Source organism: Microbacterium sp., from assembly GCF_031988965.1.
Lineage (GTDB): Bacteria > Actinomycetota > Actinomycetes > Actinomycetales > Microbacteriaceae > Microbacterium.
On the sequence record NZ_DALZXX010000001.1, the window covers coordinates 59233 to 81447 of the forward strand.

A 22215-nucleotide genomic window follows, 5' to 3' on the forward strand; every position below is an offset into this window, starting at 1 on the left:
GAAGGACTTCTGCGAGGACCGACGTCGCGCCCGATCGAGGCCGGTGGGAGGGTTCACGACGACAACTAGAATCGAGGGGATATGGCTACCCCGCACCCCCTCACCACGACCGCCAGCGGCGCCGACGTCCGCGTCCGCTTCTGCCCCTCGCCGACCGGACTGCCGCACGTCGGCATGGTCCGCACCGCGCTCTTCAACTGGGCGTACGCCCGCCACACCGGCGGGAAGATGGTGTTCCGCATCGAGGACACCGACGCCGCCCGCGACAGCGAGGAGAGCTTCCGTCAGCTCGTCGACGCGCTCACGTGGCTCAAGATCGACTGGGACGAGGGCGTCGAGGTCGGCGGCCCGCACGCCCCGTATCGTCAGTCCGAGCGCCACGACATCTATCGCGGAGTCGTCGACAAGCTGCTCGCGACCGGTGCGCTCTACGAGAGCTACTCGACCGCCGAAGAGATCGACGCCCGCAACGAGGCCGCCGGCCGTGCGAAGCAGCTCGGCTACGACAACTTCGATCGCACGCTGACCGACGAGCAGAAGGCGGCGTTCCGCGCAGAAGGACGTCAGCCGGCGCTGCGTCTGCGGGTGCCGGACGAAGATCTCACCTACGTCGACCTCATCCGCGGCGAAGTGACCTTCCCGGCGGGATCGTTCCCCGACTTCGTCGTCGTGCGTCCGAACGGCATCCCGCTGTACACCTTCGTGAACCCGGTCGACGACGCTCTCATGGGGATCACGCACGTGCTCCGCGGTGAAGACCTGATGCCGTCGACGGCGCGACAGCTCGCACTCTACGCGGCCCTCATCGAGGCGGGCGTCACCACGTTCGTCCCGCGGTTCGCGCACATGCCGCTCGTGCTGGGGGAGACCGGCAACAAGAAGCTCTCGAAGCGCGACCCGCAGGCGGACCTCTTCCTGCACCGCGATCGCGGTTTCATCCACGAGGGTCTGCTGAACTACCTCGCCCTTCTCGGCTGGTCGATCGGGCCCGACCGCGACGTGTTCTCGCTCGAGGAGTTCACCGAGGCGTTCGACATCGTGAACGTGAATCCGAACCCGGCCCGCTTCGATCAGAAGAAGGCCGAGTCGATCAACGGCGACCACATCCGCATGCTGGGCGAGAAGGACTTCGCCGAGCGGACGATCCCGTACCTCGCCGCCGCGGGACTCTTCGACGAGCCCACGCACGAGCAGCTCGTGATGGCATTCCGCGTCGCGCCACTCGTGCAGGAGCGCGTACAGCTGCTGGGCGAGGTGCCGGGCATGGTCGGCTTCCTCTTCACGGATGACGTCTCGTACGATGCCGACGCCCTCAAGGGTCTTCCGGCGAATGCGGCCGAGGTCCTCGAGGCGTGCGCCGCCGCTCTCGAGCCGGTGACCGAGTTCACCCCCGAGCGGATCCAGGAGGCTCTCGCCGAGGCACTCGTGGAGAAGCTCGAGCTGAAGCCGCGCGTGGCCTACGGGCCTCCGCGTGTCGCGATCACCGGACGCCGGGTCTCGCCGCCGCTGTTCGAATCGATGGAGCTCCTGGGCAAGGACGAGTCGTTGCGCCGGTTGCGTGCGCTGGCGGCATTCCTCGCGAACTGAGTGCTGACACAAGGGAGGGCATCCATCAGTTGCCCTCCCTCTGTCGTTTCCGGCGACGAGAGATCGGATGTTCCGAGCGCCGCGGAGCACGACGCGCCCGGACTGCCCGGGGCGTTTTGGCATTGGGGCGGTGGCTCGGGTAAGCTTGACTCTCGGTGCGAGGCTCCGGTTTCGCCCTTGGGGTATGGTGTAATTGGCAACACGACGGTTTCTGGTTCCGTTATTCTTGGTTCGAGTCCAGGTACCCCAGCAAGATCGAAACCCGCGGATTTCCGCGGGTTTTCTTGTTTCCGGGCAGGGCACGCGTTGGTTTGCTCACGCGCGGTCCTCCGATCATTCGTGCGCCTAGCAGGTCCACCGGTCACGACGCCATGCCCTTCTCGGAAGCGGCTGCAGCCGAGAAGCTCGACTTCGGGCGCTCCTCCTGAGATCGGAGCGCGTGAGGGAGACGGCGATGGCACTGAGAAGAGTGGTTCCCGGCGAGGAGCCCGGCATCCGCCGCATCCGCTCCGGTTCGGGCTTCCGATACGTCGATGCCGCTGATCAGGCGGTGTCCGAGGCGGACCGCGAGCGCATCCATGACCTCGTCGTTCCGCCCGCATGGAAGGACGTGTGGATCGCGGCTGATCCGCTCGCGCACATCCAGGCGGTCGGCACCGACGACGCGGGGAGGCGCCAGTATCTGTACCACCCGCTCTGGCGGACGGGCCGAGACCAGAGGAAGTTCGCGAGGGCGCTGCGCCTGGCTGCGGCGCTGCCGTCGGCGCGGGCGCAGGTCACTCGGGCGATCAACCAGGAAGGGCTCACCCGCGATCGCGCACTCGCCGTCGCCTTCCGGCTGCTCGACGACGCCGCGCTGCGCATCGGCTCCGAGCGCTATCTCGTGAAGCACGGCAGTCGTGGACTCAGCACCCTGCGACGCAACGACGTGCGGGTAGACGGCAGCACGGTGGCGCTGAGCTTCCCCGCGAAGAGCCGCCAGCTCGCGTCGATCGAGATCACGGATGCCGCTCTCGCCGACGCTCTCTCGGAGTTCGCGGTGGGCGCCCCACGCGCACCGCTGCTGGCCTACCGCAAGGGGCGACGCCGGGTGCGACTCAACTCGGGTGAGGTGAACGACTATCTCCGGGAGGTCACCGGGGCGGCATTCACCGCGAAGGACTTCCGGACGCTGCATGGGACGATCCTCGCCGCGGATGCCCTGGCGCGCATCGGGCGTCTCGAGACGAAGAACGAACGGCGTCGTGCCGAGCGCCTCGCCGTGCAGGCCACGGCCTCGGCGCTCGGCAACACCCTCGCAGTCGCGCGGGGGAGCTACATAGACCCGCGCGTCTTCCGGCTCTATGCGCGCGGTCGGACCCTCGATCTGACGGTGTCGCCGGAGACCGCGATCCGTCGACTGCTCGGGCGCTGAGCGTTCAGCTCTCGCGCGGGTAGGTGTAGAAACCCTCGCCCGTGGCCACGCCCAGCTTGCCCTTGTCGATGTACTTCTCCTTGAGCAGCTGAGCGAAGCGCTGCTGCTTCTCTCCGCCCATGCGTGAGATGTTGTACGCGGTGGTCAGACCGACGATGTCGTAGATCTCGAAGGGTCCCGCCGGGGCTCCGGTTCCGATCCGCCAGGTCGCGTCGATCGCCTCGGGCTCGGCGATCCCGTCGACGAGCAGCTGAGCTCCCGCTTCGAGGAACGGCACGAGCAGCGAGTTCAGCAGGTATCCGGCCTTCTCCTTCTTGATCTGGATCGGGACCATGCCGATCTGCGACGCGAACTCGACGACCGATCCGTAGACCTCGGGGTCGGTGGCGGGGGTGCCCATGACCTCGGCGGTGTTGTGCGACCAGATCTCGTTCGCGAAGTGCAGTGCGAGGAAGCGATCGGGGCGACCGGTGGACTCGGCGAGTGCGCTGGGCAGCAGAGTCGACGAGTTCGTCGCGAAGATCGTCGTCGCGGGAGCCGCATTCGCGAGAGTGCGGTAGATGCCCTGCTTGAGTTCGAGGTTCTCGGGGACGGCTTCGATGACGAGGTCGGCGGCGACTGCGGAATCCGACAGATCGGACGTGAGGCGGATGCGACCGATGGCCGCCTGTGCGCCGCCGTCGGCCGCGTTCTCGACGCCGTCTGCGACGTAACGCGCGGCGAGTGCGTCGAAGCGCTCAGCCGCGCGGTCGAGCGCTGCCTGATCGATGTCGTACGCGACGACGTCGAATCCGTGGAAGGCGGTCTGGAACGCGATCTGCGATCCGAGGACGCCGGTGCCGAGAACGGTGATGTTCTTCATTTCTCTTCCTTCTGTGGTGGCCTTGTGGGCCGTGGTCACGATGCGGCGTCGCCGCGGTCGAATCGCTGAAGATCATGCGCGAAGCGCGCGACCTCGGCATCCGACCACTGCGCGAGATGGGTGTCGATCACGTCCTGGAGCGTGTCGAGCGTGTGGCGGAACGCGTCTTCGCCGGCGGAGGTGAGGGTGAGGGGGCGTCCGCGACCGGCAGCAGATGTCGTCTCCTGCACCAGCCCCAGTGCGATGAGCGCGGAGAGCTGACGGGACACGGTCGATCTGTTCAGTCGGAACATCCGGGCGATGTCCGTCGAGCGGATTCCCGGTTCGTCGGCGATCGCCATCACGATGGACTGATCGGTGATCGAGAGTCGAGGTTCACCCGAGCGTGCATCGACCAGACCCCGCCGGGTGATGGCCACGAGAGACCGCAATACGGTGACGCTGTCATCATGTCGTGCATCGATCGACGCCTCATGTTGCATGACGCAACTCTACGCCCGTCTGTTGCGTTATGCAACAGACGGGCGCAGTGGGCAGGTGAAATGATGGATCCATGGACACCGCCAATCTCACCCGCGAGGAGACGGCCGCGCGATCCGCCGTCGTCTCCGTGCGAAGCATCCGCGTCGAGCTGGATCTCACGGGAGCGCCCGAGCGCGCGCGCACCGGATTCTCGACGATCACGACGCTCGAGTTCGCGTCGACGTCGGAGTCGACCTGGCTCGACTTCATCGGCGAGCGCGTCGATCGCGTCGTGGTGAACGGCATCGATCAGGACGTCGACTTCGACGGCGCGCGCATCGCGCTCCGTGGTCTGGGAGCCTCGAACATCGTTCGCATCGAGGCGGTGGCTGCCTACAGTCGCTCGGGCGAGGGGATGCATCGGTTCCATGACCCCGTCGACGACCGTACGTACCTGTACACGCAGTACGAGCCCGCCGACTCGCGTCGCGTGATGGCGTGCTTCGAGCAGCCCGACCTCAAGGCGGCGTACACCTTCGTGGTCGATGCCCCCGCCGGGTGGGAGGTCCTCTCGAACCAGGCGGCCGTGAAGGTCGATGCGGGTGTCGGTGTGCAGCGGGTGGAGTTCGCGCCCACGCTGCCGATCTCCAGCTACATCACGTCAGTGGCCGCGGGGCCGTACGCGCGCGTCGACGGCGCCTGGGATCGCGACGACCAGCACGTCCCGCTCGGTGTCTTCGCTCGACAGTCCCTCGCGCAGTATCTCGAATCCGACGAGATCCTCGAGGTCACGCGTCAGGGGCTCGACTTCTTCACTGACGCATTCGCCTACCCGTACCCCTGGGGCAAGTACGACCAGATCTTCGTCCCCGAGTACAACCTCGGTGCGATGGAGAATCCCGGCCTCGTCACCTTCACCGAGGCCTACCTGTCGCGAGGCGCAGCCACGGATGCTCAGCGCGCGGCCCGCGCGAACACGATCCTGCACGAGATGGCCCACATGTGGTTCGGCGATCTCGTGACCATGAAGTGGTGGGACGACCTCTGGCTCAAAGAATCGTTCGCCGACTACATGGGCTCGCACGCCTCCGCGGTCGCGACGCGCTTCCATGACGCCTGGGTGAAGTTCGCGGCCAACCGCAAGGCCTGGGCCTACCAGCAGGATCAGCTGCCGACCACGCACCCGATCGTCGCGGACATCACCGACCTCGAGGCCGCGAAACTGAACTTCGATGGGATCACCTATGCGAAGGGCGCCGCTGTGTTGAAGCAGCTGGTCGCCTTCGTCGGCGATGATGCCTTCTTCGAGGGCGCGCGGCGATACTTCGCCGCGAATGCGTTCGGCAACACGACGCTCGACGACTTCCTCGTGGAACTCAGTGCGGTGTCGGGTCGCGACATGACCGAGTGGTCGCGCGCGTGGTTGCAGACGACGGGTGTCTCGACGCTGTGGCTCGAGACCGACGCGGGCGACACCGTGCTCGTCCAGAGCGATCCTCGCCCGCATCGACTGCGCGTCGGGCTCTACGATCGCGTCGATGGCCATGTCATCCGCCGTGAGCAGGTCTCTCTCGACATCCACGGAGACCGCACTCCGGTCGCGTTCCCGGAGGCCGATCTCGTGCTGCTCAACGACGACGATCTCACCTACGCGAAGGTTCGCCTGGACGACGCGTCGCTGGCGACCGTGCAGGACTCGCTGTCCGACATCGAGGATCCGCTCGCACGCGCCGTCATCTGGTCGTCACTGTGGAATGCGACGAGGGATGGCGAACTCGCGGCCACCCGCTACACGGCGATCGTGCGGGCACATGCGCCCCGCGAGTCGAACATCGGACTCCTGGGTGGCGTGCTCGCGAACGCGCAGTTCGCCATCCGGCACTTCGCCGCGGACGACGTCCGGCAGCACGAGCAGAGGCAGTGGGTCGAGGCGGTGTGGAGCGCGCTGCACGCCGCGGATGCCGGCAGTGACGCTCAGCTCTCCTGGGCGCGAGCCCTGGCGACCGCCTCGGCCTACGATGACGGTCGCGCGGGAGAGATCCGTGCGATCCTCGACGGCGCCGCACCCGACGGGCTGATCATCGACCCGGACCTCCGGTGGCAGCTCCTCACGGCTCTCGTGACGACAGGCCACGCCGGCGCGGAGGAGATCGCAGAAGAGCAGCTCCGCGACGACACCGGCGGCGGACGCACCGCCGCCCGCCGAGCTCGCGCATCGCGCCCGGAGGATCCCGTGCGTGCCGAGGCGTGGCGACAGGCCTGGGACGACGAGTCGCTCAGCAACGATCACCTCGATGCGGTGATCGCGGGATTCCGTGCGGGTGGGCGACGCGACCTCGTCGCAGGGTTCGACTCGGAGTACTTCGCCCGCATCGGCGATGTGTGGTCGCGGCGGAGCATCGAGTTGGCGCGACGTCTGGTCGTCGGCCTGTTCCCGGCGGCACCGAGTCTCGACCCGGTGGATGCCTGGCTCGCGGACAACGCGTCGGCTCCGGCCGCACTGCGCCGCCTCGTCGTCGAGCAGCGGGATCACCTCGCCAGGGCCCTTCGCGTGCGCGAGGGCCAACCCCGCTAGGCGCCCAGCGCCTCGGCGGTGCTCCGTCCGACGGCGAGGTGGTCGGGGCGATCGTCGCTCTGCGTCAGCAGCAGGAGAGCGATGTACGCGGCCCAGGCGCGTGCACGCACCCACGTCGCGTCGTCGTATCGGGATCCCGTCGCTGCCCGGAAGGTCTCACGTCCCGCAGCGTCGAAGAGCATCCAGGCGGCGGCGAGGTCGTAGGCGGGGTCGCCGACGGTGACGTCGCCGAAATCGATGAGCGCGGTGAGTCTGCCCTCGTGCACGAGGATGTTGCCGGGATGGAGATCGCCGTGGATCCAGACCCGCTCGTCGCTGGGCGGTGCTGCGAGGCCCGCAGTCCAGTACTCGCGCAGCGGGGAACGGGGAGAGAGGGCGGCGAGTCGAGGACGCATGGCGTCGTCGCGTGTTCCCAGCGCGCGCCCGCGCACGGGGTTGAGCGGCGCGTCTGCGGGCGCAGGGGAGTGCAGCGTCAGCAACGCCGCCGCGAAGTCCGGGGCCCAGAGTCCGTTCTCGGTCCGCGATGATGCGATGGCCGCGGTGCCGTCGATCCAGGGGATCACCGACCACGGCCAGGGGAACACGTCCGTCGGCGGGCCCGCGATCACGGGGATCGGGGTGCGGATGCCGAGCGATGCCAGCGGTGGGCCGATCTCGGGAAGGGCGCGATGCTCGTTCGCGATCAGCGCGACCGAGAGTGCGCGGCGGGGGAGTCGCACGACGAGCTCCGCCCCCAGCCGCCACATCGCGTTGTCCCACCCCTCGGCGAACAGCATGAGTGGGAGGTCCGCACACCCCGGGGCGTGCGCGCGCAGCAGCGCACGCACGCCGGCCTCGTCGAGCGAGTGCTCCGCGACAGGGGAGTTCGCCACCTCAGATGTCGAGCGAATCGCCCGGCTCGAGCACCGTGAACTCGCCGCCGTTATGCTCGGTCGCCCACTGCAGCCGCTGACGGTGCATCGTCTTGCCGGCGACCGAGAGTGTCATGTCGTGGGTGCCGAATGCTCGGCGAGGCTTGACGGCGAGCACGTAGTCCATCGCATCGCCGATCTTGAGCCACGGGGCACCGAGAGGCGCCGCCAGCGTGTCGACCTCGACGTCCTCGGGCACGGCATAGGAGTCGCCGGGATAGTACAGCGCGCCGTTCACCAGGACTCCGACGTTCTCGATCGTCGGGATCGAGGAATGGATGACCTCGTGCGTCCCTCCGAAGAATCGAAGCGAGAAGGTCCCTGCCTCGACCACGTCACCGGGAGCCACGACGGTGATGTCGTAGCCGTCCGCAGCACGGGCGACGCCGGACGGGGCGAAGATCGGAGTGCCCGGGGCCGCACGCAGGATGCGATCCAGATGTTCGGGAGTCCAGTGGTCCGGGTGCTCGTGCGTGAGCACGACGGCGACCAGGCCGGCGAGATCCTGCGGGGGTGTGGTGAAGGAGCCCGGGTCGATGAGCAGGATGTCGCCGCCCTGCTCGATGCGAAGAGCGGCATGTTCGAATTTCGTGACGCGCATGACATGAGTCAACTCCTTCCTGCGGCGTCTGGCAAACGTCTGCACCCGGCGCGCCACGCCCGGGAATCGAGGAGAGCGCTGCTCGATTTTGCGCGCGCAGAATCGCCGTGGCATACTTGAACAGTTGTCGCGGAACGGAAACATTCCGCCAGACGGCCCCATCGTATAGCGGCCTAGTACGCTGCCCTCTCACGGCGGTAACGCGGGTTCGAATCCCGCTGGGGTCACACAACACACGAAAGCCCTCCGGTTGTCCGGAGGGCTTTCGTCATTCCCGTGTTCAGCGCGAGCAGGCCGAGGGTCGCGTTCGCCAGGTGGGAGGCGGACGTCGTGCGAGCCTCGGCCTACTCGTCGGTGACCGCAGTCGAACGCGGTCGTCGGGCGCGGCGTGCCCGACGGATGACCCAGATCACGAGGATCGCGGCACCGACGAGTGCGACCCACGGCAGGATGAAGCCGATGGCCACGACCAGCGCGTTCAGGGACACCACGAGACCGTTCCACCCTGCGATGAGTCCGTCGGCGAATCCGGCGGGATCGGCGGTGGTCGGGGGTGTCGTGCGGGTCAGCTGCACCTGAAGACTCGACATGGCGACCTGGTCCTCGAGAGCGCTGAGCTGCTGCTCGTAGGACTCGAGCAGTGCCTGACGGTCGGTGAGGGCGACCTCGGCTTCGATGAGTTCCGCGACGGTACCCGTCTGGGACATCAGTTCGGTCAGACGCTGCACCGACGCCCTGGTGGCGTCCACGCGCGCCCGAAGGTCGATCGCCGCAGAGGTGACATCCTGTTTCGATGTCGAGGAGGAGAGCACTTCGCCGGAATCCGCGAGCTCGTCGATCACGTCCGCGAGGTCCGCTGAGGGGACCCGGATACTGATCCATCCGTATCCGCTGTCGGACGGAACGGAATCCGCCGAGCCGTCGCCGCCGGCACTCCCGACGATCTCCGTGCCCTCGACGTAGCCTCCGTGGGCCTCTGCTGTCGCGGTGATCCGGGCGGCGGCGTCGGCGATGTCCTCGACCTGGACCGTGGCGTTCGCGGTCGTGATGATCTCGCGATCAGCGCTGTCGGCAGCGCCGGGCAGCACGCCCGACGATTCCGCCGAATCCGTGAGGCTCTCCGGCATGATCTGGTCGGCAGAACCCGCGCGCGAGTCCTCGACCGCGACGCCGACCGGCACATCTCCACCGCCGGCGTCGCTCATGGCACCGCCACCCACGACTCCGAGGATGGGCGGTGTGACGAGCACGCCCACCACGAACGCGGCAGCTATGCCCGCGCCCGTGAGCCATCGGCGGCGGCGAGCCGTCGAGCGAGCCGAGGGAGACGTGCCCGGAGGGCGCTCGGTCGCGATCTGTTCGAAGACGGATGCCTCGATGCGCGCCACCGTGGCATCCGAGATCTCCGGCAGGTCGTCGACAGGGACGCTGTCGTTCTGTCGCTGGTCGTTCATACGTCGCTCGCTTCCTTCACAGCACCGCGCAGGCGGGTGCGGACTCGGGAGAGACGGTTCCGCACGATGGCGTGGCTCACTCCGAGCTCTTCCGCCGCCGCCTGATACGAGTACCCGGCTGCTGCGCAGAGGCGGAAGATCTCGCGGTCGAGATCGCTCAGCGTGCCCACTTCGGCGGTGATCCGCTCTGCCAGCGCCGCGCTGATGACCTGGTCCTCGACGCTGATCGTCGAGGGGATCGTGTCATCGGCCGCATCCGCGGTGTGCGCCCGGTCGCGTCGACGCTGTCGCAGCCGATTCGACGCCTGGAAGCGGCAGATCGTCGCGAGCCAGGGGAGCAGGGACTCTCCCTGCAGATCGAAGCCCGGGAGCTTGCGCCACGCGGTGACGAACGTCTCCTGGGTCACGTCCTCCGCATCCGTGGGCGAGCCGAGCAGGCCGTAGGCGATCCAGTAGACCGCGCGGACATGTGCGCGGTACAGCTCGCGGAAGGCACTCTCGTCGCCGGCGGCGGCGTCCGCCACCCATCTCTGATCAGTCGTCTGCACGGGCGTCCCGTTTCCGTTCGGTGTCTCTCACCTGGGAAGTGTCGAGCGAGGCCCCATCGTCTCAGATGTGCGGAATCCGCATCAACGGCACACTGGGTCTAGAATCAGGGGCGCGAGAGGGAGTATCCCGCAAGCGCATCCACCGTCATCACGAGCACCGTCATCGCTGCTCCGGTCGTGCGACGCATTCCATGCGTGGGAGAGACTTTCGACAGTTTTCCGACCCCTCCCGAAAGGTGCAGAGCACCCGTGGACATTCCTGTCTGGTTCGAGATCACCTCGATGATCGTCCTCACGATCATCCTGATCGGCGACCTCCTCCTCATCCGCCTGCGTCCGCACATCCCGTCGACCAAGGAGTCGACGCTGTGGGTCGTGTTCTACGTCGGCCTCGCGCTGCTCTTCGCGGTGCTCCTCGGCAACGTCGCGGGATGGCGCAACGCCGGGGACTTCATCACCGGCTGGGCCCTGGAGTACAGCCTCTCGATCGACAACCTCTTCGTCTTCGTGCTGATCATGGCGCAGTTCGCGGTGCCGCGACGTCTGCAGCAGCAGGTGCTGATGGTCGGCATCATCATCGCGCTCGTGCTGCGAGGGGCCTTCATCCTCGTCGGGGTCACGGTCATCGAGCACTTCTCGCCGATCTTCTACATCTTCGGTGCCTTCCTCATCTACACGGCGATCAAGCAGGCAATGCCCGAGGGCGAGCACGACGATGACGTGAAGAAGGAGAACTTCATCGTGCGCCTGCTGCGGCGTCGCATCGACATCAGCGAGACGTACGACGGCTCCAAGCTCCGCACGACGGTCGACGGCAAGCGCATGTGGACGCCCATGGTCATCGTGTTCATCACGATCGGCGTGACGGACCTCATCTTCGCGATCGACTCCATCCCGGCCATCTTCGAGATCACGACCAACGGATTCCTCGTCTTCGCGGCGAACATCTTCGCGCTCATGGGCCTTCGCCAGCTGTACTTCCTGCTGGGCGATCTGCTCGACCGGCTGCGCTACCTGCATTACGGAATCGCGGTGATCCTCGGCTTCATCGGCGTCAAGCTCATCCTGCACGCCCTGCACGAGAACGAGCTGCCCTTCATCAACGGTGGAGAGCACGTCGAGTGGGTGCCCGACATCGACAACCTGGTCTCGCTCGGCGTCATCGTCGTGTCGATGACGGTCGCCACGGTTGCGAGCCTGATCGCGGCGTCGCGCGAGAAGTCGGCCGCGAAGAGGTCAGTGGGCGTCGAGTAGGGCAGACGCCCTCACTCGGCCGACCAGAGCAGCTCCGCCTCGAGCGTGAGGTCGATGACCTGACGCAGCAGCGCGCCGACCGAGTCCGATCGCAGAAGCGTGTATCGGTCGTACTCTCCGAGCGGTGCGATCGCGGCGAGCTGCCAGGACGCGGCGATCGGATCGTCGGAGAGCTCTGTGTCGGGATCCCAGGGCCCGTCGACGCGGGCGAGTACGCGCCGCACGATCGCCTCCGCTTCGGTGCGCAGCGGGGCGAGAGCGTCGTTCCACGTCAGCTCCGGCAGCGGGATGACGTCGGCCCGGGGGTACGGAGACTCATCAGTCCACTGCTCGACCGCGATGCGGGTGGTTCCGACGCCGACGATGTGCAGCACCTCCGCATCCGCAGACACGGTCGCCAGCCTGGCGATCGTGCCGACGCTGCTGCGGCGATCACCACCGCCGACCTCGTGACCGCGCTCGATGAGCGTGACGCCGAAGCGGGGATCATCCTGATCGAGCAGCTCTCCGATCATCGTGAGATACCGAGGCTCGAACACCCGCAACAGCAGAGGGGTGTGCGGAAAGAGCACCGAGCCGAGCGGGAACATGGGGATCGCTGCCATGAGCCCAGTCAACACGGCATGCCCGGCGACGTACAGTGATCAGATGCACAGACCTCGCCCCGTCGTTCCCGCTTCCGGTCAGGAGTCCGTGTGGGACTATCCGCGGCCACCGAGGGTCGAACAGGTGCTCGAGCGCGTGACGATACGCTTCGGCGGCGAGCTCATCGCCGAAACAGAGAGGGCGATGAGGGTGCTCGAGACGAGCCACCCTCCCGTCTACTACCTGCCGATCGACGACTTCATCGACGGTGCGCTCGTGGATGCCGCAGGCTCGTCGTTCTGCGAGTTCAAGGGAGCGGCCCGGTATCTCGACGTGCACGGCGGACGCCTGGTGGCGGCAGGAGCGGCGTGGAACTATCCGAATCCCACGTCCGGGTTCGAGACCTTGGCGGATCGGGTCGCCGTGTATGCCGGACCGATGGACGAGTGCACGGTGGGCGGAGAGGTCGTCGTCCCGCAGCCGGGTGGGTTCTACGGAGGGTGGGTGACGTCCTCGATCGTCGGGCCGTTCAAGGGCGTCCCTGGCTCGATGGGGTGGTAGCCGGCGCAGCTCGCTAGAACGCGCGGAGATTCGCCTGCAGTCCGCCCTCGACGTACTCGCGGCGCAGGATGCCTCGGCGTCTCAGCACCGGCACGAGCTCGTCGAGTGTGCGGTGCAGAGTGACCGGGTGGAAGTCGCCCCAGAGCAGCACGCCGTCGTTGCCCCACTCGCCGAGCTCCTCGATGAGGTCTGCGAACTCCTCTGCCGTCCCGACGAAGCCGGACCGGTCCGTGATCCTGCCGGCGCGGGCGAGCGCCGTGAGATGGGCGCGCAACGGGGCATCCTCGCCGCGATCGCCGATCAGGCGTTGAATGCTGCCCCGCGAGACGTGATCTCCGAAGATCGACACGTCGAGGGGGCGGTCGAGGTCGAGTGATGTCAGGTCGGTCTCGAGATCACTCGACTGCTTGCGGGCGATCTGCACGAGCGCCGCATCGTCGGGGCGGGCCGACGCGGCGACGATGCGATCCGCCTCATCGGGCGACGAGGTGATGACGGGCTGGATCGCGAACAGGATCTTGATGTCCGCGGGCGAGCGGCCCGCGGCCCTCGCAGCGTCGTGGATCTTCGACCGGTAGGCGCGCACCGACGCCTCGTCGAGAGGTGCGAGAGCGAGCTGGACGTCCGAGTTCGCTCCGGCGAAGCCGAGTCCGCGACCGGAGCCGCCGGGAGAGACGATCGCGGGTTCGCCTGCGGTGAACGGCACCGCGTTCAGGGGGCCGTCGAACGCGAAGTGCTCGCCGCGATGCCGGACAGGGCGCAGCCGCGACCCGTCGGCGAACACGTCCGTGGTGCGATCCTGCACGAGCGCGCCGTCGTCCCAGCTGCGCCAGAGAGAGCGGATGCCGTCGAGCCACTCTTCGGCGCGGTCGTAGGCGGCGTCGTGACCCAACTGCTCTGCGGCCGAGAAGTGGCGGGCGCTTCCGGTGTCGGTGACGACGTTGAGCCCGAGACGGTGGCCGCTCAGGTGCTGCAACGTCGAGAACTGCCGCGCCGCGGTGTAGGGCAGGTACGCCGCGGGGTTGACGGTCGGCACGACCCCGAGATGCCTGGTCGCCTGGAAGAGGTACGGCGCGAGGAGAAGCGGATCGTGTTTGGGGCCACCAAACGCGTGGCGGACGCGCAGGTCGAGCGTCTCCGGAGAACCGAGCGACGGAGCGTCCTCGACGATGACGAGGTCGAATCCGGCCTGTTCCAGAGTGCGAGCCGCGTCCTGATAGATCTCGGGGCGGGTCCAGTCGTAATCCCAGTCCAGCGACGGGTATCCCCAGCCCTGCGGACCGAAGCCGCGCGCCAGGAACCATCCGAAGTGCTGCGGCCTGGTCACGCGACGGCCTCTCGCGCCGGCTCCAGAACGCGCGCGAGATCCGCGAGCAGATCGGCGACGTCTTCGATCCCGATCGAGAGGCGCAGGGTTCCCGGCTGCACGCCCAGGACGTCGCGTTCCTCCTGCGTGCGGTGGGAATGACTGGTCGTGCCCGGGTGCAGCACGAGGGAGCGGACATCGCCGATGTGCGTCATGTGGGTGAACACCCGGACGCTCTCGACGAAGTCGCGCGCCGCCTCGAGTCCGCCGCGCAGAGTGAACGTGAAGATCGACCCATGGCCGCCGTGAAGGTACTTCCGAGCGATCGCGTGATCCGGGTGACTCTCGAGTCCGACGTAGTCGACGCTCTCCACCGCGTCCTGCGCGGCCAGCCAGCGGGCCACCTCGAGGGCGTTGCGGGACTGGCGCTCGACCCGAAGACCGAGGGTCTCCGCTCCTTGGCCGATCAGGAAGGCGTTCAGGGGAGAGGGTGATGCCCCGAAGCGGGGCGCCACCGACTCGCGAGCGTACGCGATGCGAGCCCTGCCGCCGTGTCGCGCCGCGACGCTGGGCACCCCACCGCGGCCGGGGAGCACCAGATGCGGGGCGTTGTGACCGGCCCGCTCGGCATCGAAACGTCCGTCGTCGATGATGACGCCGCCGAGCACCGATCCATGGCCGGCGAGGAACTTCGACGCGGAGTGCACCACGATCGCGGCGCCGTGCTCGAGGGGGCGCACGAGGAAAGGCGTGGCGAGGGTGTTGTCGACGATGAGCGGGATCGCTGCGGCGTCCGCGACGGCGCTCACCGCCTCGATGTCGAGGATGTCGTTGCGGGCGTTCGCGATCGACTCCGCGAACAGCGCTCTGGTGTTCGGGCGGATCGCCCTCCGCCACGCCTCAGGGTCACCGATGTCGTCGATGAACGTGGCGTCGATGCCGAGTCGTGAGAGATTGTCGAGGAGCAGGCCGCGGGTGCCCTCGTAGATGTGCGTCGACGAGACGATGTGGTCGCCGGCGCCCGCCACGGTGAGGAGCGCGGTGACGACGGCCGCCTGACCGCTGGCGACGAGAACCGCATCCGCGCCGGATTCGAGGGCCGCGAGCTGACGCTCGACCGCGTGGATCGTGGGATTCCCGGTGCGGGTGTAGCCGAATCCTGCACCGGTGCCGAAGTGATCGGCTGCATGGTCGAAGTCGTCGAACTCGAAGCCCGCCGTCAGGTAGATCGGGGTGGCTCTCGACGACGCGGGACCCTGATTCCTCGCGGCGTGCACGGCTCTGGTGGTGAAGCCGGTGGTGTCGTCGGTCATGCGGGTGCCTCTCGAAGGTGCGGGTCACAGTACTGTGTCACGGCGCGTCGCGCACCGTTCGAGCGGTGGTAACCTGACGTCATGCGGATCGTGCTCCTTCTTAGCGGCCGCGACGAGACCTCGTTCTGAGCCCCTCCTCGTCGCGGAGTCCATCGTGGGCCGACCCGCCATCTTCAGGAGAGAAGCAATGAACACCCCCGCAGCAGACTCTGCTCCCGCACGCAGCCGGACCCTGGCCGAGAAGGTCTGGGACGACCACCTCGTCGTCAAGGGCGAGAACGGCGAGCCTGACCTCATCTACATCGACCTGCACCTGGTGCACGAGGTCACGAGCCCGCAGGCCTTCGACGGTCTGCGCGCCGAAGGACGTCCATTGCGACGTCTCGATCTCACGATCGCGACAGAGGACCACAACACTCCGACGTGGGACATCGACAAGCCCATCGCCGATCTGACGAGCCGCACCCAGATCGAGACCCTGCGGCGCAACGCCGCCGAGTTCGGTGTGCGTCTGCACTCGCTGGGTGACGCCGAGCAGGGCATCGTCCACGTCGTCGGTCCTCAGCTCGGGCTGACGATGCCCGGTATCACCGTGGTCTGCGGCGACTCGCACACGTCGACCCACGGCGCTTTCGGCGCCATGGCGTTCGGCATCGGCACGAGCGAGGTCGAGCACGTCATGGCGACGCAGACGCTGCCGCTCAAGCCTTTCAAGACCATGGCCATCAACGTCGAGGGCACGTTGCGCCCCGGTGTCACGGCGAAGGACATCATCCTCGCGGTCATCGCGAAGATCACCACCGGCGGCGGTCAGGGCTACGTCCTGGAGTTCCGCGGCAGCGCCATCCGTTCGCTGTCGATGGAGGGCCGGATGACGATCTGCAACATGTCGATCGAGGCCGGAGCCCGCGCGGGCATGGTCGCCCCCGACGAGACGACGTTCGAGTACCTGAAGGGGCGCCCGCATGCGCCCAAGGGCAAGGACTGGGACGATGCCGTCGCCTACTGGCGCACGCTTCCCACCGACGAGGGCGCGACGTTCGACGCCGAGGTGTTCATCGACGCCGACGAGCTCGAGCCGTTCGTGACCTGGGGCACCAACCCCGGCCAGGGCAGTTCGCTCTCCGCCGCGGTCCCCGACCCTGCCGAGATCGCCGATGCCAACGAGCGCGCAGCCGCAGAACGCGCGCTGGAGTACATGGACCTCACTCCGGGCACGCCTCTCAAGGAGGTGCCGGTGGACGCGGTCTTCATGGGGTCGTGCACGAACAGTCGCATCGAGGACCTGCGCGCATTCGCCTCGATCGTCAAGGGCAAGAAGAAGGCCGACGGCGTCCGGGTGATGGTCGTTCCGGGGTCCGCACGCGTGCGCCTGGAAGCCGAGGCCGAGGGCCTCGATCAGGTCATCAAGGACTTCGGCGCCGAGTGGCGTTTCGCCGGATGCTCGATGTGCCTCGGCATGAACCCCGACCAGCTCGCCCCGGGGGAGCGCTGCGCATCGACGTCGAACCGCAACTTCGAGGGACGACAGGGCAAGGGCGGGCGGACGCACCTCGTCTCGCCGCTCGTCGCGGCGGCGACCGCCATCCGCGGCACGCTCTCCAGCCCGAGCGACCTGTCGAACGAAGAGCCCGTCAACGCGGGCGCGACCACGGCTGGAGCCATCTGATGGAGAAGTTCACCACCCACACCGGTATCGCGGCGCCGCTGAAGCGCTCGAACGTCGACACCGACCAGATCATCCCCGCGGTCTTCCTCAAGCGGGTCACCAAGACCGGCTTCGAGGACGCGCTCTTCCACGGCTGGCGCCAGGACCCCGAATTCGTGCTCAATCAGCCGGCGTTCCAGGGAGCCTCCGTGCTGGTCGCGGGGCCGGACTTCGGCACGGGGTCGAGCCGCGAGCACGCCGTGTGGGCTCTGCGCGACTTCGGATTCTCGGTCGTGCTCAGCCCGCGCTTCGCTGACATCTTCCGAGGCAACTCGGGCAAGCAGGGTCTGCTCGCCGCGACGATCTCAGAAGAGGATCTCGAGCGGATCTGGGCAGAGATCGACCGGAATCCCGGGGCGCGGATCACCGTGAACCTCGAGGAGCGGATCGCCTCGATCGGCGATATCCAGGCTGACCTCGGTATCGACGATTACACTAGATGGCGGCTCCTCGAAGGGCTCGATGACATCGGGCTCACCCTGCGCAACGAAGACAAGATCGCGCAGTTCGAGGCCCGTCGCGAGTCGTGGCGGCCCCGCACCCTTCCCGTTCAGTGAACGGCGGGGCGGGTGAGCCGAAGGGCGACCCGCCCCGATTTCCCTGAACGAAGTGAGGCCCGAATGACGACACCCGTGCGCGACGCTCTCCCCGACGGAGCCCCCGCTCTCACCGGAGACGTCCTCGCCATTCGCGGAGGGCGCCCGCTTCGCGGACGCGTCGACGTCAAGGGCGCGAAGAACCTCGCGACGAAGGCCATGGTCGCGACTCTGCTGGGCGAGACGCCGAGCACGCTGCGCGATGTGCCCGACCTCAGCGATGTGGCCGTCGTGCGCTCGCTGCTCGAGGTGCACGGCGTGCAGGTGACGCCCGGTGACGAGCCCGGCTCGCTGACGTTCGACCCCATCGGTGTCGAGTCCGCCCACTTCGAGGAGATCGACGCACACGCCGGTGCCTCGCGCATCCCGATCCTGTTCTGCGGACCGCTCCTGCACCGCCTCGGTCAGGCGTTCATCCCGGACCTCGGAGGCTGCCGCATCGGCGACCGTCCGATCGACTTCCCTCTCGACGCCCTTCGCAAGTTCGGCGCAGTCGTCGAGAAGCTGCCGAGCGGCATCCGCCTCTCCACCGGCGGCACCCGCCTGCACGGCGCGAAGATCCACCTCCCGTATCCGAGCGTCGGTGCCACCGAGCAGGTCCTGCTCACGGCCGTGCGCGCAGAGGGAACGACCGAGCTGCGCAACGCGGCCATCGAGCCCGAGATCATGGATCTGATCGCGGTCCTGCAGAAGATGGGCGCGATCATCTCCTACGAGCCGAATCGGGTGATCCTCATCGAGGGCGTCGAGAAGCTCCGCGGCTACGACCACCGCTCGATCTTCGATCGCAACGAAGCCGCCTCCTGGGCGTCTGCGGCGCTGGCGACCGACGGTGAGATCTTCGTCGGCGGTGCGAAGCAGCAGGAGATGCTGACCTTCCTCAACGTCTTCCGCAAGGCGGGCGGTTGGTTCGACATCCAGGAGGACGGAATCCTGTTCCGTCGTGAGGGCGAGCTCAAGCCGGTCGTCGTCGAGACCGACGTGCACCCCGGCTTCATGACCGACTGGCAGCAGCCCCTCGTGGTGGCGCTGACCCAGGCCAATGGTCGTTCGGTCGTGCACGAGACCGTCTACGAGAACCGCATGGGCTTCACCGACGCCCTGGTCAAGATGGGCGCCGACATCGTCGTGCACCCGCGCGGTCTGCAGGACGGCCCGCGGCGTGTGCCGCGCCGCGACCTGGAGCAGGCCGCGGTCATCACCGGCCCGACGCCTCTGCACGGCGCGGACATCGTCGTACCCGACCTTCGCGGCGGATACAGCCATGTGATCGCGGCGCTGACGGCAGAGGGCGAATCGAAGGTCTCCGGCGTCGACATCCTCAGCCGCGGATACGAGAAGTTCCTCGCCAAGCTCGACGCGCTCGGCGCCGACTTCGACGTCATCCGGTGACCCCGATGGGTTCCCGGTCCCCGGAGACCACACGGCCGAGCGTGTTCTGGCCGGTCGCGGCGATCGCCGTGCCGCTGATCTCGCTCGTCGCGAAGGTGCGGATCTCCGGGGCAGAGAAACTGCCGCGTGAAGGCGCGTACGTCCTGGCGCCGAACCACTATTCGGAGTTCGATCCGCTGATCGTCGCGCTCGCGGTGTGGCGGATCGGTCGCGCTCCGCGGTTCATGGCGAAGGAGAGCCTCTTCAGGGTGCCCGTGCTGGGATCGATCCTCCGGGCGACCGGCATGATCCCGGTGGCGCGAGCGTCGTCCGCCTCCGCGGCGAAGCAGACGCTGAAGCAGTCCGCAGAGCTGGTCGAGCACGGCCGCGGTGTCATCGTGTATCCCGAAGGCACGCTGACCCGTGACCCCGACATGTGGCCGATGCGCGGCAAGTCCGGGGCCGTCAGACTCGCCCTGACCGACGGCATCCCGCTCATCCCGATGGCGCACTGGGGGACGCAGGAGATCATGGGGCGCTATCAGAAGGGCCTCAGCCTGTGGCCCCTCCGCAAGCCCGTCGACGTCATCATCGGCGACCCCGTCGACGTGTCCGACCTCCGCGGTCGGGCCGGTGACGCCGCGGCGCTGAACGAAGCCACGAACCGTCTGATGAAGGCCATCACCGCGCTGCTCGAAGAGCTACGGGATGAGAAGGCGCCCGCGGAGCGATGGAACCCTGCATCGCACGGGCAGAAGGAGACGGGTCGCCTTGACTCCTAAGCGGACTGTGGCCACGGGGCCACGCGTTGCCGTGATCGGCGCCGGCAGCTGGGGAACCACCTTCGGGAAGATCCTCGCCGACGGCGGAGCACATGTCACGATGTGGGCTCGCCGCGCCGAGCTGGCGCACGAGATCGACGAGGCCAAGCGCAACTCGCGATACCTCCCGGGGATCAACCTGCCGCGCACGATGGCGGCGACGCATGAGCTCGCCACCGCTCTGCGTGACGTCGACCAGGTCTATCTGTCTGTTCCCAGCCAGTCTCTCCGCGAGAATCTCAAAGCGCTGAGACCGCTCATCGCCGACGGTGACGCGAAGATCGTCAGCCTGATGAAGGGCGTCGAACGATCGACCGGTCTTCGGATGAGCCAGGTCATCGAGCAGGAGCTCCGGTGCGATCCTGACCGCATCGCCGTCGCTTCCGGCCCGAACCTCGCTCTCGAGATCGCTCGCGAGCAGCCGACCGCCGCGGTGATCTCATCGCGCAGCCGGGAGACGGCCGAGGAGGTCGCCCGAGCAGCACGCAACGGCTACTTCCGCACGTTCGTGAACACGGATGTGATCGGTACCGAGTTCGGCGGTGTGCTGAAGAACCTGATCGCCGTGGCCATCGGGATCGTCGACGGCGTCGGATACGGCGAGAACACCAAGGCGTCCATCATCACCCGCGGACTCGTGGAGATGACGGACTTCGCGGTGGCGAACGGCGCCCACCCCGAGACTCTGCAGGGGCTGGCGGGTCTCGGAGATCTGATCGCCACGTGCCAGTCTCCACTCAGCCGCAACAACACGGCCGGGCGACTGCTCGGCCAGGGATACAGCTTCCAGGACGTCGTGAAGCAGATGCAGCAGACCGCCGAGGGGCTCGCCTCCGTCGCTCCCGTGCTGCAGCTGGCCCGCGAGTCCGGTGTGGACATGCCCATCGTCGAGCAGGTGAAGATGGTGCTCGACGGGAAGATGAATCCCCGCGACATCGCACCGCACCTGACGACGGACGACGACACCCCCCAGGGTGAGAGGACCAACCATGGACAAGCAGACGGTGGTGGTGCTCTTCGGCGGGCGCTCCAGCGAGCATTCGATCAGTTCCGCCACGGCGGGAGGGGTGCTGGGCGCGATTGATCGCACGCGCTACGACGTGATTCCGGTCGGGATCACGCGCGAAGGCGCCTTCGTGCTCGAAGAGGACGACCCGGCGAAGTTCCCGCTGGATGCCGAGCATCTTCCCGAGGTCGCGGACAACGGCACCCGTGTGCTGTGGCCGGAGCCCGGGGGAGACCGCACGCTGCGCGTGGTCCAGCCCGACGGCACGGTCGAGGGGCTCGGAGCGATCGACATCGTGCTTCCGATCCTTCACGGCCCCCACGGGGAGGACGGAACGATCCAGGGGTACTTCGACACCCTCGAGGTCCCCTATGCGGGCGGCGGCGTGCTCGACTCCGCGCTCTGCATGGACAAGCACTTCATGAAGATCGCGCTGCAGGCCGCCGGGCTCGCCGTCGCGCCGTGGGTGACGGTGCGTGCACGCCAATGGGCGCAGGATGCCGCTTCGGTGCGCCTCGCGGCGGCTGACCTCGGTCTGCCGCTGTTCGTGAAGCCCGCGCGCGCGGGGTCGAGCGTGGGCGTGTCCAAGGTCACCTCACCCGATGAACTCGACGAGGCCCTCGCCGTGGCCTTCGCCGAAGACGACAAGGTCCTGATCGAGACCGGCGTCTCGGGCCGCGAGATCGAAGTCGCCGTGCTCGAGGGAGCCGAGGGCGTCCGTGCCTCGCTGCCGGGCGAGATCGTGCTGACCTCACGCGGCTTCTATGACTTCGAGGGCAAGTATCTCGGCGGCGACGGCGTCGACGTCGTCTGCCCCGCAGAGCTCGCGGACGACGAGATCGCTGCGATCCAGCAGGCGGGAATCCATGCCTTCGAGGCGGTCGACGGCCGCGGACTCGCCCGCGTCGACATGTTCCTCACGCCGGCGGGCGAGCTCGTCGTGAATGAGCTGAACACCATGCCCGGATTCACGCCGATCTCGATGTTCCCGAAGTGCTGGGTCGCATCGGGACTGAGTTACGGCGACCTGATCTCCGAGTTGATCGAGGCGGGGCTGCGGCGCTGATCGACTCCGCGGCGGGCGGTCAGCCCGCCGCGGAGTCGTCTGTCGTGGGGACGCGATCCGTGCAGCGGGCGGTGGCGGGCGCGAGCCCGGACTGGATGCTGGTGGAGAGGCTCTCGACCACGGTCCGGAAATCGAGGGATTCGCCGCGTCGGATGATGACCTCGACGGCGGGATCACGACCGTAGGTGACGAGTCTCTGCCTCTCCTCCTCCTG

At 67.7% G+C, this 22215-nt stretch carries 20 protein-coding genes, 2 tRNA genes and 1 pseudogene; 13 read left to right on the forward strand and 10 right to left on the reverse strand.

All coding sequences use genetic code 11. From position 1 onward, the window contains the following. The first annotated feature begins 81 nt into the window (after window positions 1–81). The 3 genes from gltX to RTM68_RS00335 all read left to right on the forward strand — a co-directional run bounded on the left by gltX (window position 82) and on the right by RTM68_RS00335 (window position 3001). The gene (gltX, locus tag RTM68_RS00325; protein ID WP_312167288.1) at window positions 82–1587 is read left to right on the forward strand and encodes a glutamate--tRNA ligase; all 1506 of its coding nucleotides are present in this window, start codon (window positions 82–84) and stop codon (window positions 1585–1587) included. A gap of 178 nt (window positions 1588–1765) precedes the next feature. Further along, window positions 1766–1837 (forward strand) — tRNA-Gln (locus RTM68_RS00330). 204 nt (window positions 1838–2041) lie between these two features. Then, window positions 2042–3001, forward strand: coding sequence for a DNA topoisomerase IB (locus tag RTM68_RS00335; RefSeq protein ID WP_312167291.1), 960 nt, complete (start codon window positions 2042–2044; stop codon window positions 2999–3001). 4 nt (window positions 3002–3005) lie between these two features. Here RTM68_RS00335 and RTM68_RS00340 read toward each other — a convergent pair whose 3' ends face one another. Both RTM68_RS00340 and RTM68_RS00345 read right to left on the reverse strand, forming a co-directional pair. Further along, window positions 3006–3863: a 3-hydroxyacyl-CoA dehydrogenase gene (locus tag RTM68_RS00340; protein ID WP_312167294.1), complete on the reverse strand. Its 858-nt coding sequence runs from the start codon at window positions 3861–3863 to the stop codon at window positions 3006–3008. Between the two features lie 35 nt (window positions 3864–3898). Continuing rightward, window positions 3899–4345 (reverse strand): MarR family winged helix-turn-helix transcriptional regulator, encoded by a 447-nt coding sequence (locus tag RTM68_RS00345; protein ID WP_312167296.1) that lies wholly within the window; start codon window positions 4343–4345, stop codon window positions 3899–3901. 71 nt (window positions 4346–4416) lie between these two features. Between RTM68_RS00345 and pepN the strand changes: the two genes are divergently transcribed. Next, window positions 4417–6900: an aminopeptidase N gene (gene pepN, locus RTM68_RS00350; protein WP_312167299.1), complete on the forward strand. Its 2484-nt coding sequence runs from the start codon at window positions 4417–4419 to the stop codon at window positions 6898–6900. Here pepN and RTM68_RS00355 read toward each other — a convergent pair. After that, on the reverse strand, window positions 6897–7772 hold the full coding sequence (locus tag RTM68_RS00355; RefSeq protein ID WP_312167302.1) for an aminoglycoside phosphotransferase family protein: 876 nt from the start codon (window positions 7770–7772) through the stop codon (window positions 6897–6899). The two genes, pepN and RTM68_RS00355, sit on opposite strands and share 4 nt — an antisense overlap. Before the next feature lies 1 nt (window position 7773). Beyond that, window positions 7774–8412, reverse strand: coding sequence for an MBL fold metallo-hydrolase (locus RTM68_RS00360; RefSeq protein WP_312167304.1), 639 nt, complete (start codon window positions 8410–8412; stop codon window positions 7774–7776). Between the two features lie 154 nt (window positions 8413–8566). Between RTM68_RS00360 and RTM68_RS00365 the strand changes: the two genes are divergently transcribed. Continuing rightward, window positions 8567–8639 (forward strand) — tRNA-Glu (locus RTM68_RS00365). A gap of 117 nt (window positions 8640–8756) precedes the next feature. Here the strand turns inward: RTM68_RS00365 and RTM68_RS00370 are convergent. Next, the gene (locus RTM68_RS00370) at window positions 8757–9866 is read right to left on the reverse strand and encodes a DUF4349 domain-containing protein (protein ID WP_312167305.1); all 1110 of its coding nucleotides are present in this window, start codon (window positions 9864–9866) and stop codon (window positions 8757–8759) included. Continuing rightward, window positions 9863–10390, reverse strand: a complete 528-nt coding sequence (locus tag RTM68_RS00375; protein WP_312167308.1) for a sigma-70 family RNA polymerase sigma factor — start codon at window positions 10388–10390, stop codon at window positions 9863–9865. Before RTM68_RS00375 ends, RTM68_RS00370 begins: the two co-directional genes overlap by 4 nt. Before the next feature lie 273 nt (window positions 10391–10663). Here RTM68_RS00375 and RTM68_RS00380 point away from each other — a divergent pair, with 273 nt between their 5' ends. Next, window positions 10664–11668 carry a TerC/Alx family metal homeostasis membrane protein gene (locus RTM68_RS00380; RefSeq protein WP_312167310.1) on the forward strand — a complete coding sequence of 335 codons (1005 nt, stop codon included), beginning with the start codon at window positions 10664–10666 and terminating at the stop codon, window positions 11666–11668. Window positions 11669–11679: 11 nt separating this feature from the next. Here the strand turns inward: RTM68_RS00380 and RTM68_RS00385 are convergent, their stop codons facing one another. Beyond that, a complete protein-coding gene (locus RTM68_RS00385; RefSeq protein ID WP_312167313.1) occupies window positions 11680–12273 on the reverse strand; it encodes an LON peptidase substrate-binding domain-containing protein in 594 nt (197 codons plus the stop codon). Window positions 12274–12316: 43 nt separating this feature from the next. Between RTM68_RS00385 and RTM68_RS00390 the strand changes: the two genes are divergently transcribed. Continuing rightward, a complete protein-coding gene (locus tag RTM68_RS00390; protein ID WP_312167315.1) occupies window positions 12317–12814 on the forward strand; it encodes a DUF427 domain-containing protein in 498 nt (165 codons plus the stop codon). Between the two features lie 13 nt (window positions 12815–12827). Here the strand turns inward: RTM68_RS00390 and RTM68_RS00395 are convergent, their stop codons facing one another. Both RTM68_RS00395 and RTM68_RS00400 read right to left on the reverse strand, forming a co-directional pair. Beyond that, window positions 12828–14141, reverse strand: coding sequence for an LLM class flavin-dependent oxidoreductase (locus tag RTM68_RS00395; protein WP_312167317.1), 1314 nt, complete (start codon window positions 14139–14141; stop codon window positions 12828–12830). Then, the gene (locus RTM68_RS00400) at window positions 14138–15433 is read right to left on the reverse strand and encodes a PLP-dependent transferase (protein WP_312167320.1); all 1296 of its coding nucleotides are present in this window, start codon (window positions 15431–15433) and stop codon (window positions 14138–14140) included. Before RTM68_RS00400 ends, RTM68_RS00395 begins: the two co-directional genes overlap by 4 nt. Before the next feature lie 187 nt (window positions 15434–15620). Between RTM68_RS00400 and leuC the strand changes: the two genes are divergently transcribed. The 6 genes from leuC (at window position 15621) to RTM68_RS00430 (ending at window position 22001) form a co-directional block, all read left to right on the forward strand. After that, window positions 15621–17102: a 3-isopropylmalate dehydratase large subunit gene (gene leuC, locus RTM68_RS00405; RefSeq protein ID WP_312167323.1), complete on the forward strand. Its 1482-nt coding sequence runs from the start codon at window positions 15621–15623 to the stop codon at window positions 17100–17102. Beyond that, window positions 17102–17698 carry a 3-isopropylmalate dehydratase small subunit gene (gene leuD, locus RTM68_RS00410; RefSeq protein WP_312167326.1) on the forward strand — a complete coding sequence of 199 codons (597 nt, stop codon included), beginning with the start codon at window positions 17102–17104 and terminating at the stop codon, window positions 17696–17698. Before leuC ends, leuD begins: the two co-directional genes overlap by 1 nt. 63 nt (window positions 17699–17761) lie before the next feature. After that, complete coding sequence (gene murA, locus RTM68_RS00415) at window positions 17762–19129, forward strand: UDP-N-acetylglucosamine 1-carboxyvinyltransferase (RefSeq protein ID WP_312167329.1); 1368 nt, start codon at window positions 17762–17764, stop codon at window positions 19127–19129. Window positions 19130–19134: 5 nt separating this feature from the next. After that, a complete protein-coding gene (locus tag RTM68_RS00420) occupies window positions 19135–19890 on the forward strand; it encodes a lysophospholipid acyltransferase family protein (RefSeq protein WP_312167331.1) in 756 nt (251 codons plus the stop codon). A 31-nt stretch (window positions 19891–19921) separates the two neighbouring features. Beyond that, complete coding sequence (locus tag RTM68_RS00425; protein WP_312167333.1) at window positions 19922–21013, forward strand: NAD(P)H-dependent glycerol-3-phosphate dehydrogenase; 1092 nt, start codon at window positions 19922–19924, stop codon at window positions 21011–21013. After that, a complete protein-coding gene (locus tag RTM68_RS00430; RefSeq protein WP_312167336.1) occupies window positions 20919–22001 on the forward strand; it encodes a D-alanine--D-alanine ligase family protein in 1083 nt (360 codons plus the stop codon). Before RTM68_RS00425 ends, RTM68_RS00430 begins: the two co-directional genes overlap by 95 nt. Window positions 22002–22020: 19 nt before the next feature. Here the strand turns inward: RTM68_RS00430 and RTM68_RS00435 are convergent. Beyond that, window positions 22021–22215: pseudogene (locus RTM68_RS00435) on the reverse strand (hypothetical protein); the annotation flags it as partial.

Excerpts from the sequence above, each read along its gene's own strand:
- pepN (WP_312167299.1), top strand. The coding sequence starts at position 4,417 with ATGGACACCGCCAATCTCACCCGCGAGGAGACGGCCGCGCGATCCGCC.
- RTM68_RS00335 (WP_312167291.1), top strand. The coding sequence starts at position 2,042 with ATGGCACTGAGAAGAGTGGTTCCCGGCGAGGAGCCCGGCATCCGCCGC.
- RTM68_RS00370 (WP_312167305.1), bottom strand. The coding sequence starts at position 9,866 with ATGAACGACCAGCGACAGAACGACAGCGTCCCTGTCGACGACCTGCCG.
- RTM68_RS00430 (WP_312167336.1), top strand. The coding sequence starts at position 20,919 with ATGGACAAGCAGACGGTGGTGGTGCTCTTCGGCGGGCGCTCCAGCGAG.
- leuC (WP_312167323.1), top strand. The coding sequence starts at position 15,621 with ATGAACACCCCCGCAGCAGACTCTGCTCCCGCACGCAGCCGGACCCTG.
- RTM68_RS00340 (WP_312167294.1), bottom strand. The coding sequence starts at position 3,863 with ATGAAGAACATCACCGTTCTCGGCACCGGCGTCCTCGGATCGCAGATC.
- RTM68_RS00345 (WP_312167296.1), bottom strand. The coding sequence starts at position 4,345 with ATGCAACATGAGGCGTCGATCGATGCACGACATGATGACAGCGTCACC.
- murA (WP_312167329.1), top strand. The coding sequence starts at position 17,762 with ATGACGACACCCGTGCGCGACGCTCTCCCCGACGGAGCCCCCGCTCTC.
- RTM68_RS00390 (WP_312167315.1), top strand. The coding sequence starts at position 12,317 with ATGCACAGACCTCGCCCCGTCGTTCCCGCTTCCGGTCAGGAGTCCGTG.
- RTM68_RS00400 (WP_312167320.1), bottom strand. The coding sequence starts at position 15,433 with ATGACCGACGACACCACCGGCTTCACCACCAGAGCCGTGCACGCCGCG.
- RTM68_RS00420 (WP_312167331.1), top strand. The coding sequence starts at position 19,135 with ATGGGTTCCCGGTCCCCGGAGACCACACGGCCGAGCGTGTTCTGGCCG.
- leuD (WP_312167326.1), top strand. The coding sequence starts at position 17,102 with ATGGAGAAGTTCACCACCCACACCGGTATCGCGGCGCCGCTGAAGCGC.
- RTM68_RS00385 (WP_312167313.1), bottom strand. The coding sequence starts at position 12,273 with ATGGCAGCGATCCCCATGTTCCCGCTCGGCTCGGTGCTCTTTCCGCAC.
- gltX (WP_312167288.1), top strand. The coding sequence starts at position 82 with ATGGCTACCCCGCACCCCCTCACCACGACCGCCAGCGGCGCCGACGTC.
- RTM68_RS00360 (WP_312167304.1), bottom strand. The coding sequence starts at position 8,412 with ATGCGCGTCACGAAATTCGAACATGCCGCTCTTCGCATCGAGCAGGGC.